At 54.7% G+C, this 15,266-nt stretch carries 26 protein-coding genes; all 26 read left to right on the top strand.

Annotated elements, in window-relative coordinates; translation table 11 throughout:
• The first annotated feature begins 213 nt into the window (after window positions 1-213).
• The 26 genes from rpsL (at window position 214) to secY (ending at window position 15,245) form a co-directional block, all read left to right on the top strand.
• Window positions 214-585, top strand: a complete 372-nt coding sequence (gene rpsL / locus WHX55_RS27975; protein WP_003186084.1) for a 30S ribosomal protein S12 — start codon at window positions 214-216, stop codon at window positions 583-585.
• Window positions 586-693: 108 nt separating this feature from the next.
• Window positions 694-1,167, top strand: a complete 474-nt coding sequence (gene rpsG / locus WHX55_RS27970) for a 30S ribosomal protein S7 (protein WP_007994653.1) — start codon at window positions 694-696, stop codon at window positions 1,165-1,167.
• 30 nt (window positions 1,168-1,197) lie between these two features.
• A complete protein-coding gene (gene fusA, locus WHX55_RS27965; RefSeq protein ID WP_007994652.1) occupies window positions 1,198-3,303 on the top strand; it encodes an elongation factor G in 2,106 nt (701 codons plus the stop codon).
• 30 nt (window positions 3,304-3,333) lie between these two features.
• Complete coding sequence (tuf, locus tag WHX55_RS27960) at window positions 3,334-4,527, top strand: elongation factor Tu (RefSeq protein WP_008053875.1); 1,194 nt, start codon at window positions 3,334-3,336, stop codon at window positions 4,525-4,527.
• A gap of 157 nt (window positions 4,528-4,684) precedes the next feature.
• Window positions 4,685-4,996 carry a 30S ribosomal protein S10 gene (rpsJ, locus tag WHX55_RS27955; RefSeq protein WP_003186070.1) on the top strand — a complete coding sequence of 104 codons (312 nt, stop codon included), beginning with the start codon at window positions 4,685-4,687 and terminating at the stop codon, window positions 4,994-4,996.
• A gap of 80 nt (window positions 4,997-5,076) precedes the next feature.
• Complete coding sequence (gene rplC, locus WHX55_RS27950; RefSeq protein WP_003186059.1) at window positions 5,077-5,712, top strand: 50S ribosomal protein L3; 636 nt, start codon at window positions 5,077-5,079, stop codon at window positions 5,710-5,712.
• Between the two features lie 12 nt (window positions 5,713-5,724).
• Window positions 5,725-6,327 carry a 50S ribosomal protein L4 gene (rplD, locus tag WHX55_RS27945; protein WP_003228735.1) on the top strand — a complete coding sequence of 201 codons (603 nt, stop codon included), beginning with the start codon at window positions 5,725-5,727 and terminating at the stop codon, window positions 6,325-6,327.
• Window positions 6,324-6,623, top strand: a complete 300-nt coding sequence (rplW, locus tag WHX55_RS27940) for a 50S ribosomal protein L23 (protein ID WP_002555488.1) — start codon at window positions 6,324-6,326, stop codon at window positions 6,621-6,623. Before rplD ends, rplW begins: the two co-directional genes overlap by 4 nt.
• Window positions 6,624-6,637: 14 nt before the next feature.
• Complete coding sequence (gene rplB / locus WHX55_RS27935; RefSeq protein ID WP_003176423.1) at window positions 6,638-7,462, top strand: 50S ribosomal protein L2; 825 nt, start codon at window positions 6,638-6,640, stop codon at window positions 7,460-7,462.
• A gap of 16 nt (window positions 7,463-7,478) precedes the next feature.
• Complete coding sequence (gene rpsS, locus WHX55_RS27930) at window positions 7,479-7,754, top strand: 30S ribosomal protein S19 (RefSeq protein WP_002555486.1); 276 nt, start codon at window positions 7,479-7,481, stop codon at window positions 7,752-7,754.
• Between the two features lie 11 nt (window positions 7,755-7,765).
• Window positions 7,766-8,098 (top strand): 50S ribosomal protein L22, encoded by a 333-nt coding sequence (gene rplV, locus WHX55_RS27925; protein WP_003103908.1) that lies wholly within the window; start codon window positions 7,766-7,768, stop codon window positions 8,096-8,098.
• 13 nt (window positions 8,099-8,111) lie between these two features.
• A complete protein-coding gene (gene rpsC / locus WHX55_RS27920; protein WP_008065719.1) occupies window positions 8,112-8,798 on the top strand; it encodes a 30S ribosomal protein S3 in 687 nt (228 codons plus the stop codon).
• Between the two features lie 12 nt (window positions 8,799-8,810).
• Entirely contained in the window at window positions 8,811-9,224 is a 414-nt protein-coding gene (gene rplP, locus WHX55_RS27915; RefSeq protein ID WP_003228729.1) for a 50S ribosomal protein L16, read from the top strand.
• Window positions 9,224-9,415 carry a 50S ribosomal protein L29 gene (gene rpmC / locus WHX55_RS27910; protein ID WP_002555481.1) on the top strand — a complete coding sequence of 64 codons (192 nt, stop codon included), beginning with the start codon at window positions 9,224-9,226 and terminating at the stop codon, window positions 9,413-9,415. Before rplP ends, rpmC begins: the two co-directional genes overlap by 1 nt.
• 2 nt (window positions 9,416-9,417) lie before the next feature.
• On the top strand, window positions 9,418-9,684 hold the full coding sequence (rpsQ, locus tag WHX55_RS27905) for a 30S ribosomal protein S17 (RefSeq protein ID WP_003176419.1): 267 nt from the start codon (window positions 9,418-9,420) through the stop codon (window positions 9,682-9,684).
• A gap of 23 nt (window positions 9,685-9,707) precedes the next feature.
• The gene (rplN, locus tag WHX55_RS27900; RefSeq protein WP_002555479.1) at window positions 9,708-10,076 is read left to right on the top strand and encodes a 50S ribosomal protein L14; all 369 of its coding nucleotides are present in this window, start codon (window positions 9,708-9,710) and stop codon (window positions 10,074-10,076) included.
• An 11-nt stretch (window positions 10,077-10,087) separates the two neighbouring features.
• Window positions 10,088-10,402: a 50S ribosomal protein L24 gene (gene rplX, locus WHX55_RS27895; RefSeq protein WP_003176416.1), complete on the top strand. Its 315-nt coding sequence runs from the start codon at window positions 10,088-10,090 to the stop codon at window positions 10,400-10,402.
• Window positions 10,403-10,424: 22 nt separating this feature from the next.
• Window positions 10,425-10,964: a 50S ribosomal protein L5 gene (gene rplE / locus WHX55_RS27890; RefSeq protein ID WP_003210069.1), complete on the top strand. Its 540-nt coding sequence runs from the start codon at window positions 10,425-10,427 to the stop codon at window positions 10,962-10,964.
• A gap of 13 nt (window positions 10,965-10,977) precedes the next feature.
• The gene (gene rpsN, locus WHX55_RS27885) at window positions 10,978-11,283 is read left to right on the top strand and encodes a 30S ribosomal protein S14 (RefSeq protein WP_003176414.1); all 306 of its coding nucleotides are present in this window, start codon (window positions 10,978-10,980) and stop codon (window positions 11,281-11,283) included.
• Window positions 11,284-11,492: 209 nt separating this feature from the next.
• A complete protein-coding gene (gene rpsH / locus WHX55_RS27880; RefSeq protein ID WP_003186040.1) occupies window positions 11,493-11,885 on the top strand; it encodes a 30S ribosomal protein S8 in 393 nt (130 codons plus the stop codon).
• Between the two features lie 12 nt (window positions 11,886-11,897).
• Window positions 11,898-12,431, top strand: a complete 534-nt coding sequence (rplF, locus tag WHX55_RS27875) for a 50S ribosomal protein L6 (RefSeq protein ID WP_003176412.1) — start codon at window positions 11,898-11,900, stop codon at window positions 12,429-12,431.
• A 10-nt stretch (window positions 12,432-12,441) separates the two neighbouring features.
• Window positions 12,442-12,792: a 50S ribosomal protein L18 gene (rplR, locus tag WHX55_RS27870; RefSeq protein WP_003186037.1), complete on the top strand. Its 351-nt coding sequence runs from the start codon at window positions 12,442-12,444 to the stop codon at window positions 12,790-12,792.
• 3 nt (window positions 12,793-12,795) lie between these two features.
• Window positions 12,796-13,296: a 30S ribosomal protein S5 gene (gene rpsE / locus WHX55_RS27865; protein WP_003186035.1), complete on the top strand. Its 501-nt coding sequence runs from the start codon at window positions 12,796-12,798 to the stop codon at window positions 13,294-13,296.
• 2 nt (window positions 13,297-13,298) lie between these two features.
• Entirely contained in the window at window positions 13,299-13,475 is a 177-nt protein-coding gene (rpmD, locus tag WHX55_RS27860) for a 50S ribosomal protein L30 (protein ID WP_003186033.1), read from the top strand.
• Between the two features lie 3 nt (window positions 13,476-13,478).
• Window positions 13,479-13,916, top strand: coding sequence for a 50S ribosomal protein L15 (rplO, locus tag WHX55_RS27855; RefSeq protein ID WP_003228720.1), 438 nt, complete (start codon window positions 13,479-13,481; stop codon window positions 13,914-13,916).
• Window positions 13,917-15,245: a preprotein translocase subunit SecY gene (gene secY / locus WHX55_RS27850; RefSeq protein WP_042610655.1), complete on the top strand. Its 1,329-nt coding sequence runs from the start codon at window positions 13,917-13,919 to the stop codon at window positions 15,243-15,245.
• Window positions 15,246-15,266 lie beyond the last annotated feature (21 nt).

The raw sequence follows: 15,266 nt of genomic DNA, 5'->3' as shown, positions 1-15,266 counted from the left end.
CTGCGGTAAATGAGTGTGAGGCCCTGGTCACTCCGTTCATCGAATCGAGACAATTTGTCGAGATTGGATGAGCGGGGAGGGCGGGGCCTTGCCTTGACTGGGGACAAGATCCTCTTTAGACTCTTGTACCCCTAAATTTGGCGGGAACTCGTTCCTGCCATTTTGCTTTTCTTGCAAGACAATAGCGTCGCAAGACAACAGTGGAGCTAGTAGATGGCAACTATCAACCAGCTGGTACGTCAGCCGCGTAAGCGTATCGTCGAGAAATCCGACGTGCCTGCGCTGCAGAACTGCCCGCAACGCCGTGGCGTGTGCACCCGTGTGTACACCACCACGCCGAAAAAACCTAACTCGGCACTGCGTAAAGTATGCCGTGTGCGTCTGACCAACGGTTTCGAGGTTTCCTCGTACATCGGCGGTGAAGGCCACAACCTGCAAGAGCACAGCGTGGTACTGATCCGCGGCGGTCGTGTAAAAGACTTGCCAGGTGTTCGTTACCACACCGTTCGCGGTTCGTTGGATACTTCCGGTGTTAAAGGTCGTAACCAGGGTCGTTCGAAGTACGGTACCAAGCGTCCGAAGTAATTGGCCGTTTTGCAGTTTTTCATTTTATTGAGTCGATAAGAGTAAGGTCGGGCACGCATCCATAGGAGCTGTCCCGGGCTAACCTGAAGACCGTTTGAGGGCTTATCAATGCCAAGACGTCGCGTAGCAGCCAAGCGTGAGATTCTGGACGATCCGAAATACGGAAGCCAAATCCTCGCCAAATTCATGAACCACGTAATGGAAAGCGGCAAGAAAGCCGTTGCCGAGCGTATCGTTTATGGTGCCCTGGATACCGTGAAGGCTCGTAAGGCCGGCACCGATCCCCTGGAACTCTTCGAAAAAGCACTCGACGCCATCGCTCCGCTGGTCGAAGTGAAGTCGCGCCGCGTTGGTGGTGCTACTTACCAGGTTCCGGTCGAAGTTCGTCCTTCCCGTCGTAACGCTCTGGCAATGCGCTGGTTGGTAGACTACGCCCGCAAGCGCGGCGAGAAGTCTATGGCTCTGCGTTTGGCTGGCGAACTGTTGGACGCTGCCGAAGGTAAAGGTGCTGCAGTTAAGAAGCGTGAAGACGTTCACCGTATGGCTGAAGCCAACAAGGCTTTCTCGCACTACCGCTTCTAATTTTAGCGTCACTAATTTTGCGAGGGCTTTATGGCTCGTACAACACCGATTAATCGCTACCGTAACATTGGTATCGTTGCACACGTGGATGCTGGTAAAACCACCACCACTGAGCGCGTCCTTTTTTACACTGGCAAAAGTCACAAAATGGGCGAGGTGCATGACGGCGCCGCGACCACAGACTGGATGGTGCAGGAGCAGGAGCGTGGTATTACCATTACTTCTGCTGCCATTACCGCCTTCTGGCAGGGTTCCGCCAAGCAGCACAAAGACCAGTACCGTTTCAACGTCATCGATACCCCGGGCCACGTAGACTTCACTATTGAAGTAGAGCGTTCCCTGCGTGTACTCGACGGCGCGGTCGTTGTGTTCTGCGGTACTTCCGGCGTTGAGCCTCAGTCCGAAACCGTATGGCGTCAAGCCAACAAGTACGGTGTTCCACGTATCGTTTACGTGAACAAGATGGACCGTGCCGGTGCGAACTTCCTGCGCGTGATCGCTCAGATCAAACAGCGTCTGGGTCACACTCCGGTGCCTATCCAGTTGGCTATCGGTTCCGAAGACAACTTCCAGGGTCAGATCGATCTGATGACCATGGAAGCGGTTTACTGGAACGATGCCGACAAGGGTATGACTCCTCGTCGTGAGGCCATCCCTGCTGAACTGCAGGAACTGGCTGAAGAGTGGCGCAACAACATGGTTGAGGCTGCGGCCGAAGCCAGCGAAGAGCTGATGAACAAGTACCTTGAAGGTGAAGAACTCACCATCGAGGAAATCAAGGGTGCTCTGCGTCAGCGTACTATCGCTGGTGAGATCGTTCTGGCTGTTTGCGGTTCTTCCTTCAAGAACAAGGGTGTTCCCCTGGTTCTCGACGCCGTTATCGACTACCTGCCGGCTCCAACCGACATTCCTGCCATCAAGGGTACTGACCCGGATGACGAGGAAAAGCAAATGGAGCGTCATGCAGACGACAACGAGCCGTTCTCGGCTCTGGCGTTCAAGATCGCTACCGATCCATTCGTGGGTACCTTGACTTTCGTCCGTGTTTACTCGGGCGTGTTGGCCTCCGGCGACGGCGTGATCAACTCGGTCAAAGGCAAGAAAGAGCGCGTGGGCCGTATGGTGCAGATGCACGCAAACGCCCGTGAAGAGATCAAGGAAGTACGCGCTGGTGACATCGCGGCCCTGATCGGCATGAAGGACGTCACCACTGGTGAAACCTTGTGCAACGCTGACAAGCCAATCATCCTGGTTCGCATGGACTTCCCGGAGCCGGTTATTTCGGTTGCCGTTGAGCCTAAGACCAAGGATGACCAGGAAAAAATGGGTATCGCTCTGGGCAAACTTGCTCAGGAAGACCCGTCTTTCCGCGTCAAAACTGATGAAGAGACTGGTCAGACGATCATCTCTGGCATGGGCGAGTTGCACCTGGACATCCTGGTTGACCGGATGCGCCGTGAGTTCAACGTCGAAGCCAACATCGGTAAGCCTCAGGTTTCGTATCGTGAGCGCATCACGAAGAATTGCGAAATCGAAGGCAAGTTCGTTCGTCAGTCCGGCGGTCGTGGCCAGTTCGGCCACTGCTGGATCCGTTTTGCTCCTGCTGACGAAGGTCAGGAAGGTCTGCAATTCGTGAACGAAGTAGTGGGTGGTGTGGTTCCTAAGGAATACATCCCGGCTATCCAGAAGGGTATCGAAGAGCAGATGAAGAACGGCGTAGTTGCCGGCTATCCGCTGATCGGCCTGAAGGCTACCGTGTTTGATGGTTCTTACCACGACGTCGACTCGAACGAGATGGCGTTTAAGGTGGCTGCTTCCATGGCGACCAAGCAACTGGCCCAGAAGGGTGGTGGTGAGTTGCTCGAGCCGATCATGGCGGTAGAGGTTGTTACGCCTGAAGACTATATGGGTGACGTGATGGGCGACCTTAACCGTCGTCGCGGCATGATTCTGGGTATGGAAGACACGGTCTCCGGTAAGGTGATCCGTGCTGAAGTTCCGTTGGGCGAGATGTTCGGTTATGCGACCGACGTTCGTTCGATGTCCCAGGGTCGCGCAAGCTACTCTATGGAATTCAAAAAATACAATACAGCTCCGTCGCACATCGTCGAAACTGTAACCAAAAAACAAGGCTGATTCAGTCCTTTAGGCAAGGAGTTAATTGTCGTGGCTAAAGAAAAATTTGATCGTTCCCTACCGCACGTCAACGTTGGCACCATCGGTCACGTTGACCACGGTAAAACCACTCTGACCGCAGCTCTGACTCGCGTTTGCTCCGAAGTTTTCGGTTCCGCAATCGTTGATTTCGATAAAATCGACAGCGCTCCAGAAGAAAAAGCTCGTGGTATCACCATCAACACCGCGCACGTCGAGTACAACTCGAAGATCCGTCACTACGCTCACGTTGACTGCCCAGGTCACGCTGACTATGTGAAGAACATGATCACCGGTGCTGCCCAGATGGACGGCGCGATCCTGGTTTGCTCGGCCGCTGATGGTCCGATGCCACAAACCCGTGAGCACATCCTGCTGTCCCGTCAGGTAGGCGTTCCGTACATCGTGGTTTTCCTGAACAAGGCTGACCTGGTAGACGACGCTGAGCTGCTGGAACTGGTCGAAATGGAAGTTCGCGACCTGCTGTCCACCTACGACTTCCCGGGCGATGACACTCCAATCATCATCGGTTCGGCTCGTATGGCGCTGGAAGGCAAAGACGACAACGAAATGGGCACCACTGCCGTTCGTAAACTGGTTGAAACCCTGGACAGCTACATCCCAGAGCCAGAGCGTGCTATCGACAAGCCATTCCTGATGCCAATCGAAGACGTATTCTCGATCTCGGGTCGTGGTACTGTTGTGACTGGTCGTATCGAGCGCGGTATCGTTCGCGTTCAAGATGCACTGGAAATCGTTGGTCTGCGTGACACCACCACCACCACCTGCACCGGTGTTGAAATGTTCCGCAAGCTGCTCGACGAAGGTCGTGCTGGCGAGAACTGCGGCGTTCTGCTGCGTGGTACCAAGCGTGACGACGTTGAGCGTGGCCAGGTTCTGGTTAAGCCAGGTTCGGTTAAGCCGCACACCAAGTTCACCGCAGAGGTTTACGTTCTGAGCAAGGAAGAAGGCGGTCGTCACACTCCGTTCTTCAAAGGCTACCGTCCACAGTTCTACTTCCGTACTACTGACGTGACTGGTAACTGCCAGCTGCCAGAAGGCGTTGAAATGGTAATGCCAGGTGATAACATCCAGATGGAAGTTACCCTGATCAAGACCATCGCAATGGAAGACGGCCTGCGTTTCGCTATCCGTGAAGGCGGTCGTACCGTCGGCGCTGGCGTCGTAGCCAAAATCATCGAGTAAGCATCTCTTTTGAGATAGCTTCGATGCTTTGAAAAGCCCCCGCTCAGCGGGGGCTTTTTTATTGGGTTGACACCCATCTGGGGCGTCTATAGAATTGCGCCTCCTTTTAACGGGCGTATTGCGCTCGGTGGGAATAGCAGCCGGAGTCTGAAATCCAATGCAAAATCAGCAAATCCGTATCAGGTTGAAGGCTTTCGACCATCGCCTGATCGACCAATCAACCCAGGAAATCGTGGAAACCGCGAAACGTACTGGTGCTCAAGTGCGTGGTCCAATTCCACTGCCTACCCGTAAAGAGCGGTTCACCGTTCTGGTCTCCCCGCACGTCAACAAAGACGCGCGTGACCAGTACGAGATCCGTACTCATAAGCGCGTTCTGGACATCGTCCAGCCAACGGATAAAACCGTTGATGCTCTTATGAAGCTTGATCTTGCGGCCGGTGTGGAAGTGCAGATCAGCCTCGGCTAAGACTCGGTCTTAGTCGTGTAACGCTCTGAAATGGGCGGCCATAGCGGGTGAAAGCCCCGTACACTCATGAGGTTTACAACATGACTATTGGTGTAGTCGGTCGTAAATGCGGTATGACCCGTATTTTCACCGAAGAAGGTGTCTCCATTCCGGTCACGGTCATTGAGATCGAACCGAATCGCGTCACCCAGTTCAAAACTGAAGAGACCGATGGCTATCGTGCAGTGCAAGTCACTGTCGGCGAGCGTCGTGCTTCGCGTGTAACAGCAGCTCAGGCTGGCCACTTCGCTAAAGCGAACGTTGCCGCCGGTCGTACCGTAATGGAATTCCGCCTTGAAGAAGGCGAGTACCAGGCCGGCGATCTGATCAACGCTGAAATCTTCGCCGCTGGTCAACTGGTTGATGTAACCGGTCAGTCCAAGGGTAAAGGCTTCCAGGGTACGATCAAGCGTTGGAATTTCCGCGGGCAAGATAACACCCACGGTAACTCCGTATCCCACCGCGTTCCAGGCTCTATCGGCCAGTGCCAGACTCCTGGTCGTGTATTCAAGGGCAAAAAAATGTCCGGTCATATGGGCGCTGAGCGCGTGACCGTGCAGTCCCTCGAAGTAGTGCGCGTGGACGCTGAACGCAATCTGTTGTTGGTCAAGGGCGCTGTTCCTGGCGCTACTGGCGGCAACTTGGTTGTACGTCCAGCAGCCAAGGCTCGCGGTTAAGGGGAAGCTGACATGCAATTAAATGTAAATGACGCTCAAGCGATCGAAGTTTCCGAACTGACATTTGGCGGCGAATTCAACGAGACGCTGGTTCACCAAGCAGTCGTGGCCTACATGGCCGGCGGCCGTCAGGGCTCCAAGCAGCAAAAGACCCGTTCCGACGTTCGTGGTGGCGGTAAGCGCCCATGGCGTCAGAAAGGTACTGGCCGTGCTCGTGCCGGTACTATCCGTAGCCCAATCTGGCGTGGCGGCGGTACCACTTTCGCAGCTCGTCCTCAGGATCACTCCCAGAAGCTGAACAAGAAGATGTATCGCGCAGCAATGCGTTCCATCCTTGCTGAGCTGGTGCGTACTGATCGTCTGGTCGTGGTTCAGGATTTCGCCGTTGAAACGCCGAAAACCAAAGACCTGCTGGGCAAACTGAACAACATGAGCCTGACCGACGTTCTGATCGTGTCCGACGCTGTTGATCAGAACCTGTACCTGGCTGCTCGTAACCTGCCACACGTAGATGTACGTGACGTGCAAGGTTCCGATCCAGTTAGTCTGATCGCATACGACAAGGTGTTGATCACCGTGTCGGCCGTGAAGAAATTCGAGGAGCTGCTGGGATGAACCAGGAACGCGTATTTAAAGTTCTGCTTGGCCCGCACGTTTCCGAGAAGGCTACGGTTCTGGCAGACAAGAAAGGCCAGTTCGTTTTCAAGGTTGCTACCGACGCAACCAAGCTGGAAATCAAGAAGGCCGTCGAAAGCCTGTTCAGCGTGAAAGTAGAGCGTGTTACTACCCTGAATGTTCTGGGTAAGAGCAAGCGCACTGCTCGCGGTCTGGGCAAGCGTAATGACTGGAAGAAGGCAGTTATCTCCCTTCAGCCAGGCCAAGATCTCGATTTCAGCAGCAGTGCTGAGTAAGGAAGGGGTGCATCATGGCAATCGTTAAATGCAAACCGACTTCCCCTGGCCGCCGTTTTGTGGTCAAGGTGGTCAACCAGGAGCTGCATAAAGGCGCTCCTCACGCACCGCTGCTCGAGAAGAAATCGAAGACTGGTGGTCGTAACAACAATGGCCGTATTACCACTCGTCACATCGGTGGTGGTCATAAGCAGCATTATCGTCTGGTCGACTTCCGTCGCAACGACAAAGATGGCATCTCTGCCACTGTCGAGCGTATCGAATACGATCCAAACCGTACTGCTCACATCGCTCTGCTGCTGTACGCAGATGGCGAGCGTCGCTACATCATCGCCCCTAAAGGCGTGAGCGCTGGCGACCAGCTGATCGCAGGTGCCCTGGCACCGATCAAGCCGGGCAACGCTCTGCAACTGCGCAACATTCCAGTTGGTAGCACCGTACACGGCATCGAATTGAAGCCAGGTAAAGGCGCTCAGATCGCTCGTTCCGCTGGTGCTTCGGCTCAGCTGATCGCTCGTGAAGGCGTGTACGTTACCCTGCGTCTGCGTTCCGGTGAAATGCGTAAAGTCCTGGCTGAATGCCGTGCGACCCTGGGCGAAGTCTCGAACTCCGAGCACAGCCTGCGTTCGCTGGGTAAAGCTGGTGCCAAACGCTGGCGTGGCGTTCGCCCAACCGTTCGTGGTGTTGCCATGAACCCGGTTGACCACCCACATGGTGGTGGTGAAGGTCGTACCTCTGGTGGTCGTCATCCGGTATCGCCATGGGGCTTCCCGACTAAGGGCGCGAAGACTCGTGGTAATAAGCGTACCGACAAAATGATCGTCCGTCGTCGCAAGTAAATAGAGGGATACGACAGTGCCACGTTCTCTGAAAAAAGGTCCTTTTATCGATCTTCACCTACTGAAGAAGATCGAAGTGGCGGCGGAAAAGAACGATCGCAAACCGGTGAAAACCTGGTCGCGTCGTTCGATGATCCTGCCACAAATGGTCGGTTTGACCATCGCAGTACACAACGGTCGTCAGCACGTCCCAGTTCTCGTGAACGAAGACATGGTCGGCCACAAACTGGGCGAGTTCGCCGGTACCCGCACTTATCGCGGGCACGTGGCAGACAAGAAAGCCAAGCGTTAAGGGGTTAGGAAATGGAAGTAGCCGCTAAGTTGTCGGGCGCTCGAATCTCCGCCCAGAAAGCCCGCTTGGTCGCCGACCAGATCCGCGGGAAGAAGGTGGGCGAAGCGCTCAACCTGTTGGCTTTCAGCAGTAAGAAAGCCGCCGAGATCATGAAGAAAGTGCTGGAGTCGGCCGTAGCCAACGCCGAGCATAACGAAGGCGCAGACGTTGATGACCTGAAGGTCAGCACCGTTTTCGTCAACGAAGGGCGTTCGCTGAAGCGCATCATGCCACGTGCCAAAGGCCGTGCTGATCGCATCGTCAAGCGGTCTTGCCATATCACTGTCAAGGTTGCTGACAAGTAACGGAGTCGAAGAGATGGGTCAGAAAGTACATCCCATTGGCATTCGCCTGGGAATCGTCAAGGAGCACACCTCCGTCTGGTACGCAGACGGTCGGACTTATGCGGACTATTTGCTCGCAGATCTGAAGGTGCGTGAGTATCTCCAAGACAAACTAAAAAGCGCGTCCGTAAGCCGTATCGATATCCATCGTCCGGCCCAAACTGCACGTATCACCATCCACACCGCTCGTCCAGGTATCGTTATCGGGAAGAAAGGTGAAGATGTTGAGAAACTGCGTCAGGACCTGACCAAGCAAATGGGTGTGCCTGTGCACATCAATATCGAAGAGATCCGCAAGCCGGAGCTCGACGGTATGCTGGTTGCGCAGAGCGTAGCTCAGCAGCTGGAGCGTCGTGTAATGTTCCGTCGCGCTATGAAGCGCGCCGTACAGAACGCCATGCGCATTGGTGCCAAAGGCATCAAAATCCAAGTGAGCGGTCGTCTCGGCGGTGCTGAAATCGCACGTACTGAATGGTATCGCGAAGGTCGTGTGCCATTGCACACCCTGCGTGCCGACATCGACTATGCCAACTACGAAGCTCACACCACTTACGGTGTGATCGGTGTAAAGGTTTGGATCTTCAAAGGCGAAGTAATTGGTGGTCGCCAAGAAGAACTGAAACCACAAGCACCAGCGCCTCGTAAAAAAGCTGCTAAGTAAGGGGTACGCCAAATGTTGCAACCAAAGCGTACGAAGTTCCGCAAGCAAATGACTGGTCACAACCGTGGCCTGGCATTGCGCGGTAGCAAAGTCAGCTTCGGCGAGTTCGCGCTGAAGTCTGTTGCTCGTGGTCGTCTCACCGCTCGTCAGATCGAGTCAGCGCGTCGTGCTCTGACCCGTCACGTAAAACGTGGCGGCAAGATCTGGATCCGTGTATTCCCGGACAAGCCTATTTCCAAGAAGCCACTCGAAGTTCGGATGGGTAAAGGTAAGGGTAACGTCGAATACTGGGTTGCCCAGATTCAGCCAGGCAAAGTCCTGTATGAAATCGAGGGTGTTTCTGAAGAGCTGGCGCGTGAGGCTTTCGCCCTGGCTGCTGCAAAGCTGCCGCTCGCCACCTCCTTTGTTAAACGGACGGTGATGTGATGAAAGCGAATGAACTTCGTGAAAAATCCGCACAGCAGCTGAACGAGCAACTGCTCGGCTTGCTGCGCGACCAGTTCAATCTGCGTATGCAGAAAGCAACTGGCCAGTTGGGGCAGTCTCATCTGCTCTCGCAAGTTAAGCGTGACATCGCTCGCGTGAAGACTGTGCTCAACCAGCAGGCAGGTAAGTAATCATGGCTGAAGCCGAAAAAACTGTCCGTACGCTGACTGGCCGTGTTGTCAGCGACAAGATGGACAAAACCATCACCGTTCTGATCGAGCGTCGCGTTAAGCACCCGATCTACGGTAAATACGTTAAGCGTTCGACTAAGCTGCACGCGCACGACGAAACCAATCAGTGCCACATCGGCGACAAAGTCACTATTCGTGAAACTCGTCCTTTGGCCAAGACCAAGTCTTGGGCGCTGGTTGATGTTCTCGAACGCGCTGTGGAAGTCTAAGGACTAGGGGTCGGAGAAATTATATGATTCAGACTCAATCCATGCTCGATGTGGCCGATAACAGCGGCGCTCGCCGCGTTATGTGCATCAAGGTGCTGGGTGGCTCCCATCGTCGTTACGCTGGTATCGGTGACATCATCAAAGTTACCGTCAAGGAAGCAATTCCTCGCGGTAAAGTGAAAAAAGGCCAAGTGATGACTGCTGTTGTAGTCCGCACTCGTCACGGCGTACGTCGTGCTGATGGCTCCATTATCCGCTTTGATGGCAACGCTGCTGTTCTTCTGAACAACAAGCAAGAGCCGATCGGCACCCGTATCTTTGGGCCAGTGACCCGTGAACTTCGTACTGAGAAGTTCATGAAGATCGTCTCGCTCGCCCCAGAAGTGCTGTAAGGAGATCCGACATGCAAAAGATTCGTCGTGACGACGAGATCATCGTGATCGCCGGCAAAGACAAAGGTAAGCGCGGTAAGGTGCTTAAGGTTCTCGCTAACAACCGTTTGGTTATTGGTGGTCTGAACCTGGTCAAGCGTCATACCAAGCCTAACCCTATGTCGGGCGTGCAGGGCGGTATCGTCGAAAAAGAAGCTCCACTGGATGCTTCTAACGTCGCCATTTTCAACGGCGAAACCAACAAGGCTGACCGCGTTGGTTTCAAAGTAGAAGACGGCAAGAAAATTCGTGTCTTCAAGTCGACCCAAAAAGCGGTTGATGCTTGAACACTGCTAGGTAGATGAGACCATGGCACGACTAAAAGAGATTTACCGGAAGGAAATTGCTCCGAAACTTAAGGAAGAACTTAAGCTTTCGAACGTGATGGAAGTTCCGCGCGTTACCAAAATCACCCTGAACATGGGTCTGGGCGAAGCGATCGGCGACAAAAAAGTCATCGAGCACGCTGTTGCTGACCTGGAAAAGATCACCGGCCAGAAAGTCGTTGTGACCTACGCTCGCAAATCCATCGCAGGCTTTAAAGTCCGTGAAGGTTGGCCGATCGGCGTCAAAGTGACCCTGCGCCGTGAGCGTATGTACGAGTTCCTGGATCGTCTGCTGTCGATCTCCCTGCCTCGGGTTCGCGACTTCCGCGGCCTGAATGCCAAGTCCTTCGATGGTCGTGGCAACTACAGCATGGGCGTGAAAGAGCAGATCATCTTCCCGGAAATCGACTACGACAAGATCGATGCTCTCCGCGGTCTGGACATCACCCTGACCACCACTGCCAAGAACGATGATGAAGGCCGCGCTCTGCTGCGTGCGTTCAAATTCCCGTTCCGCAACTGATTGGAGTAGGACCATGGCCAAGATGAGCATGAAAAACCGCGAGCTGAAGCGTCAGCTCACGGTTGCCAAGTACGCCAAGAAGCGTGCAGCACTGAAAGCTATCATCGTTGATCTGAACGCAAGTCCAGAAGCGCGTTGGGAAGCTACAGTAGCCCTGCAGAAGCAGCCACGTGACGCAAGCGCTTCGCGCATGCGTAACCGCTGCCGCCTGACCGGTCGTCCACACGGCGTTTACCGCAAGTTCGGCCTCGGCCGTAACAAGCTGCGTGAAGCTGCCATGCGTGGTGACGTACCGGGTCTGGTTAAAGCCAGCTGGTAAGTACTGTCAAAGTCTCGGTGTCCAGGATCGCAAGATCCTGACCACCGGTGGCCTTGAATCTGAATCAAGCCCCTTTTGGGGCTTGATTCATTTCTGGGGTGTGTCTAGAATACCCGGCTCGCCTGAGCCCGTGTTTTTCATGCTCGGAGATTCTCGGCGACACGTAATAGCCGCAAGGCTAATTTTTTTGTATTAGGAGCGTCTAGCCCATGAGTATGCAGGACCCGTTAGCGGACATGCTAACTCGTATCCGTAATGCCCAGATGGCTGAAAAGTCCGTCGTAAGCATGCCATCTTCCACGTTGAAGGTAGCTGTTGCCAAAGTCCTGAAGGACGAAGGTTACATTGCGGGTTATCAGATCAGCAGCGAAATCAAACCACTGCTGTCCATCGAGCTGAAGTACTTCGAAGGCCGTCCGGTTATCGAAGAAGTGAAGCGCGTTAGCCGTCCAGGCCTGCGTCAGTACAAGTCCGTCGATGATCTGCCAAAAGTTCGTGGCGGTCTCGGTGTGTCTATCGTCTCCACCAACAAGGGTGTGATGACTGATCGTGCTGCGCGCGCTGCCGGTGTCGGCGGCGAAGTTCTTTGCACTGTGTTCTAAGGGGGGATAAGCATGTCTCGCGTCGCTAAGAACCCCGTTAAGCTGCCAGCCGGTGTCGAAGTAAAATTCGCAGGCCAACAGCTTTCGGTGAAGGGTGCCAAGGGCACTCTTGAACTGAACATCCATTCGTCCGTTGAGATCGTTGAAGAAGCTGGTGAGCTGCGTTTCGCTGCTCGCAATGGCGATCAACAGACTCGCGCAATGGCTGGTACCACTCGTGCGTTGGTAAACAACATGGTCCAAGGCGTAAGCCAAGGCTTCGAGCGCAAGCTCCAGCTGGTCGGTGTTGGTTACAAAGCGCAAGCAAAAGGCACAGTGCTGAACCTGGCTCTTGGCTTCTCGCACCCAGTGGATTACGAACTGCCGGAAGGCATCACCGCTGAGACTCCTAGCCAGACCGATATCCTGATCAAGGGCATCGACAAGCAGCTGGTAGGTCAAGTGGCCGCCGAGATCCGCGACTTCCGTCCACCAGAGCCGTACAAAGGCAAAGGTGTGCGCTACGCGGACGAAGTCGTCCGTCGTAAAGAAGCCAAGAAGAAGTAGGGCATAGCAAATGACCGACAAAAAAGTTACTCGACTGCGTCGCGCTCGCAAAGCACGCCTGAAAATGCACGAACTCGAAGTCGTGCGTCTCTGCGTGTTCCGCTCTTCGCAGCACATCTACGCCCAGGTCATTTCGGCCGACGGCAACAAAGTCCTGGCAAGCGCCTCGACTTTGGATAAAGAACTGCGTGATGGTGCCACCGGCAACATCGACGCGGCCACTAAGGTTGGCCAGCTGGTCGCTACGCGTGCTAAGGCCGCTGGCGTCTCGCAAGTGGCTTTCGACCGCTCTGGCTTCAAGTACCACGGCCGCGTTAAAGCGCTGGCTGATGCTGCTCGTGAAGCTGGGCTGGAGTTCTAAGTTATGTCAAATAACGACCAAAAGCGCGACGAAGGCTACATCGAGAAGCTGGTTCAAGTTAACCGCGTAGCCAAAACCGTTAAAGGCGGCCGTATCTTCACTTTCACCGCGTTGACCGTGGTTGGTGATGGTAAGGGCCGTGTTGGCTTCGGCCGTGGCAAGTCGCGTGAAGTGCCTGCTGCGATCCAGAAGGCAATGGAAGCTGCTCGCCGCAACATGATCCAGGTTGATCTGAACGGCACCACTCTGCAGTACGCAATGAAGTCCGCTCACGGCGCTTCGAAGGTGTACATGCAGCCTGCTTCTGAAGGTACCGGTATCATCGCTGGCGGCGCTATGCGTGCTGTCCTCGAAGTTGCTGGCGTTCAGAACGTTCTGGCCAAGTGCTACGGCTCGACTAACCCGGTAAACGTGGTTCACGCCACTTTCAAGGGTTTGAAAGCAATGCAGTCTCCTGAATCCATTGCCGCCAAGCGTGGCAAAAGCGTCAAGGAGATCTTCTGATCATGGCTACCGTAAAAGTAACGCTGATCAAAAGCATGACCGGCCGTATCCCTAACCACAAACTGTGCGTTAAGGGTCTGGGTCTGCGTCGCATCGGTCACACTGTAGAAGTCCTGGATACTCCCGAGAATCGCGGGATGATCAACAAGGCTTACTACATGCTGCGTGTCGAGGGTTAATCGATGAAACTCAATGATCTGAGTCCAGCGCCGGGTTCCCGTCGCGAAAAGCATCGTCCGGGCCGTGGTATCGGTAGCGGTTTGGGTAAGACTGGTGGCCGTGGTCACAAAGGTCAGACCTCCCGCTCCGGTGGCACCATTGCTCCAGGCTTTGAAGGCGGTCAACAGCCGCTGCATCGTCGCCTGCCGAAGTTCGGTTTCGTTTCCCTGAAGGCCATGGACCGCGCAGAAGTGCGTCTGTCCGAGCTGGCTAAAGTGGAAGGCGACATCGTCACCGTGCAGTCCCTGAAAGATGCCAACGTGATCAACGTCAACGTACAGCGTGTGAAAATCATGCTGTCCGGTGAAGTGACTCGCGCTGTCACTATCGGCAAGGGAATCGGCGCCACCAAAGGTGCGCGTGCGGCTATCGAAGCAGCTGGCGGCAAGTTCGAGGAATAAATGGCTAAGCAAGGTGCTCTCTCTGCGCTCGGCAAAGGCGGTATGTCTGAACTCTGGGCTCGTCTGCGTTTTCTGTTCCTGGCGATTATCGTCTACCGAATAGGCGCACACATCCCGGTTCCAGGTATCAACCCGGACCGACTCGCGGACCTGTTTCGACAGAATGAGGGGACCATTCTTAGCTTGTTCAACATGTTTTCCGGCGGCGCGCTGGAACGGATGAGCATCTTTGCACTGGGGATCATGCCGTACATTTCGGCATCGATCATCATGCAGCTGATGACCGCCGTCAGCCCGCAGCTGGAGCAGTTGAAGAAGGAAGGTGAAGCTGGCCGTCGCAAGATCAGCCAGTACACCCGCTACGGCACTGTCGTCCTCGCTCTCGTCCAGGCCATTGGCATGTCCATTGGTCTGGCGGGGCAGGGCGTTGCGTTCACTGGTGACTTTGGCTTCCATTTCGTCGCGGTAACCACATTTGTGGCTGGTGCGATGTTCATGATGTGGCTGGGTGAGCAGATTACTGAGCGTGGTGTTGGCAACGGTATCTCGATGTTGATTTTTTCGGGTATCGTCGCCGGTCTTCCGAGAGCGATCGGGCAGTCTTTCGAGTCTGCACGTCAGGGTGATATCAACATCTTCGCCCTGGTTGCCATCGGTTTGCTGGCAGTAGCGATTATCGGTTTCGTGGTGTTCATTGAGCGTGGTCAGCGTCGTATTGCTGTTCACTACGCCAAGCGTCAGCAGGGCCGCAAGGTCTTCGCTGCGCAGACCAGCCACTTGCCGCTGAAGGTGAACATGGCCGGTGTTATTCCGGCTATTTTCGCGAGCAGCATTTTGCTGTTCCCGGCTTCGTTGGGTGCCTGGTTCGGTCAGTCTGAAGGTATGGGCTGGTTGCAGGACATCTCGCAGTCGATCGCTCCTGGTCAGCCGTTGAATATTCTGCTGTTTAGTGCAGGGATTATTTTCTTCTGCTTCTTCTATACGGCGTTGATGTTCAATCCGAAAGACGTAGCGGAAAACCTGAAGAAGTCCGGTGCCTTTATTCCGGGCATCCGTCCAGGTGAGCAGTCTGCGCGCTACATTGATGGCGTTCTGACTCGCTTGACCATGTTCGGTGCTCTTTACATGACGGCCGTCTGCCTGTTGCCCCAGTTCCTGGTGGTTGCAGCCAACGTACCGTTCTACCTTGGCGGGACCTCGTTGCTGATCGTCGTCGTGGTTGTGATGGACTTCATGTCCCAAGTACAATCGCACCTCGTTTCGCACCAGTACGAATCCCTGATGAAGAAAGCCAACCTGAAGGGTTACGGCAGCGGCATGCTGCGCTGACCCATAAGGTTCGAGGAGTTG

It is taken from the genome of Pseudomonas fluorescens, assembly GCF_040448305.1.
Taxonomy (GTDB): Bacteria; Pseudomonadota; Gammaproteobacteria; order Pseudomonadales; family Pseudomonadaceae; genus Aquipseudomonas; species Aquipseudomonas fluorescens_BH.
Note: the sequence above shows the minus strand (reverse complement) of the source record. Positions and strands in the feature narration are given on the sequence as shown.

Coding starts and splice junctions, on each gene's coding strand:
- rpsL (WP_003186084.1), top strand. CDS start 214: ATGGCAACTATCAACCAGCTGGTACGTCAGCCGCGTAAGCGTATCGTC.
- rpsG (WP_007994653.1), top strand. CDS start 694: ATGCCAAGACGTCGCGTAGCAGCCAAGCGTGAGATTCTGGACGATCCG.
- fusA (WP_007994652.1), top strand. CDS start 1,198: ATGGCTCGTACAACACCGATTAATCGCTACCGTAACATTGGTATCGTT.
- rpsJ (WP_003186070.1), top strand. CDS start 4,685: ATGCAAAATCAGCAAATCCGTATCAGGTTGAAGGCTTTCGACCATCGC.
- rplC (WP_003186059.1), top strand. CDS start 5,077: ATGACTATTGGTGTAGTCGGTCGTAAATGCGGTATGACCCGTATTTTC.
- rplD (WP_003228735.1), top strand. CDS start 5,725: ATGCAATTAAATGTAAATGACGCTCAAGCGATCGAAGTTTCCGAACTG.
- rplW (WP_002555488.1), top strand. CDS start 6,324: ATGAACCAGGAACGCGTATTTAAAGTTCTGCTTGGCCCGCACGTTTCC.
- rplB (WP_003176423.1), top strand. CDS start 6,638: ATGGCAATCGTTAAATGCAAACCGACTTCCCCTGGCCGCCGTTTTGTG.
- rplV (WP_003103908.1), top strand. CDS start 7,766: ATGGAAGTAGCCGCTAAGTTGTCGGGCGCTCGAATCTCCGCCCAGAAA.
- rpsC (WP_008065719.1), top strand. CDS start 8,112: ATGGGTCAGAAAGTACATCCCATTGGCATTCGCCTGGGAATCGTCAAG.
- rplP (WP_003228729.1), top strand. CDS start 8,811: ATGTTGCAACCAAAGCGTACGAAGTTCCGCAAGCAAATGACTGGTCAC.
- rpmC (WP_002555481.1), top strand. CDS start 9,224: ATGAAAGCGAATGAACTTCGTGAAAAATCCGCACAGCAGCTGAACGAG.
- rpsQ (WP_003176419.1), top strand. CDS start 9,418: ATGGCTGAAGCCGAAAAAACTGTCCGTACGCTGACTGGCCGTGTTGTC.
- rplN (WP_002555479.1), top strand. CDS start 9,708: ATGATTCAGACTCAATCCATGCTCGATGTGGCCGATAACAGCGGCGCT.
- rplX (WP_003176416.1), top strand. CDS start 10,088: ATGCAAAAGATTCGTCGTGACGACGAGATCATCGTGATCGCCGGCAAA.
- rplE (WP_003210069.1), top strand. CDS start 10,425: ATGGCACGACTAAAAGAGATTTACCGGAAGGAAATTGCTCCGAAACTT.
- rpsN (WP_003176414.1), top strand. CDS start 10,978: ATGGCCAAGATGAGCATGAAAAACCGCGAGCTGAAGCGTCAGCTCACG.
- rpsH (WP_003186040.1), top strand. CDS start 11,493: ATGAGTATGCAGGACCCGTTAGCGGACATGCTAACTCGTATCCGTAAT.
- rplF (WP_003176412.1), top strand. CDS start 11,898: ATGTCTCGCGTCGCTAAGAACCCCGTTAAGCTGCCAGCCGGTGTCGAA.
- rplR (WP_003186037.1), top strand. CDS start 12,442: ATGACCGACAAAAAAGTTACTCGACTGCGTCGCGCTCGCAAAGCACGC.
- rpsE (WP_003186035.1), top strand. CDS start 12,796: ATGTCAAATAACGACCAAAAGCGCGACGAAGGCTACATCGAGAAGCTG.
- rpmD (WP_003186033.1), top strand. CDS start 13,299: ATGGCTACCGTAAAAGTAACGCTGATCAAAAGCATGACCGGCCGTATC.
- rplO (WP_003228720.1), top strand. CDS start 13,479: ATGAAACTCAATGATCTGAGTCCAGCGCCGGGTTCCCGTCGCGAAAAG.
- secY (WP_042610655.1), top strand. CDS start 13,917: ATGGCTAAGCAAGGTGCTCTCTCTGCGCTCGGCAAAGGCGGTATGTCT.